Here is a 1,076-nt window from a genome sequence, read left to right as displayed (position 1 = left end):
CGTCGACGGCACCCTGGCGGTCGCGCCGGTCACCCCCGACCCGGCGCGGCTGCGGGCCCTCGCGGCGCCCGCGGAGCGGCGGCAATGGTGGATCGACCGGGTCAAGGCCTGCCACGCACTCCTTGTACCGTCGTCCGAGTGATCAACCTGGCTTACGACGACCGCGGCTCCGGTGAGCCGGTGGTGTTCATCAGCGGCCACGGCGGGGCCGGCCGGACCTGGCAGCCGTATCAGGTCCCCGCGTTCCTGGCGGCCGGCTACCGCGTCATCACCTTCGACAATCGGGGCATCGGCGCCACGGAGAACGCGCAGGGTTTCACGACGCAGACCATGGTGGCCGACACGGCCGCGCTGATCGAGGGACTGAACGCCGCCCCGGCCCGCATCGTGGGGATGTCGATGGGTGCGTTCATCGCCCAGGAACTCATGCTCGCGCGGCCCGAACTCGTCAGCTCCGCGGTGTTGATGGGCACCCGGGGCCGCATGGACAAAACCCGCGAGTTCTTCCGCGACGCCGAGGCCGAGCTGGCCGACGCCGGTGTCCAGGTGCCGAGCTCGTACGAGGCGAAAATCCGCCTGCTGGAAAACTTTTCGCACAAGACGCTCAACGACGACGTCGCGGTCGCGGACTGGATCGCCATGTTCAGCATGTGGCCCGTCAAGGCCACCCCGGGAACGCGTTGCCAGCTCGACATCGCCCCGCACACCAACCGGTTGCCGGCGTACCGCAGCATCGCGACGCCGGTGCTGGTGATCGGCTTCTCCGACGACGTGTTGACCCCGCCCTACCTCGGGCGCGAGGTCGCCGCTGCGCTGCCCAACGGCCGTTACGTGCAGATCCCCGACGCCGGCCACCTCGGCTTCTTCGAGCGCCCGGACGCCGTCAACGAGGCGGCGCTCAAGTTCTTCGCCAGCAACTAGTTCTTTGGGGTTGTGACAGGCTGTAGGAGTGAACCCCTCGACGACACAGGCTCGCGTCGTCGTTGACGAGCTGATCCGCGGCGGCGTCCGCGACGTGGTGCTGTGCCCCGGGTCGCGCAACGCGCCGCTGGCGTTCGCGCTGCAGGACGCGGACC

At 69.5% G+C, this 1,076-nt stretch carries 2 protein-coding genes and 1 pseudogene; all 3 read left to right on the top strand.

Annotation, left to right across the window (positions count from 1 at the left end; genetic code table 11):
- A pseudogene (locus tag A5709_RS27895) lies at window positions 1-142 on the top strand (O-succinylbenzoate synthase); the annotation flags it as partial.
- On the top strand, window positions 139-921 hold the full coding sequence (locus A5709_RS04890) for an alpha/beta fold hydrolase (protein ID WP_068118390.1): 783 nt from the start codon (window positions 139-141) through the stop codon (window positions 919-921). The pseudogene A5709_RS27895 and the gene A5709_RS04890, both read left to right, overlap by 4 nt.
- 28 nt (window positions 922-949) lie before the next feature.
- A partial coding sequence (locus A5709_RS28700; protein ID WP_231986909.1) for a hypothetical protein occupies window positions 950-1,076 on the top strand: 127 nt, incomplete at its 3' end.

This window comes from Mycobacterium sp. E1386, from assembly GCF_001672745.1.
In the GTDB taxonomy this organism is placed as follows: Bacteria; Actinomycetota; Actinomycetes; order Mycobacteriales; family Mycobacteriaceae; genus Mycobacterium.
This window is presented reverse-complemented; position numbering and strand designations above follow the sequence as displayed.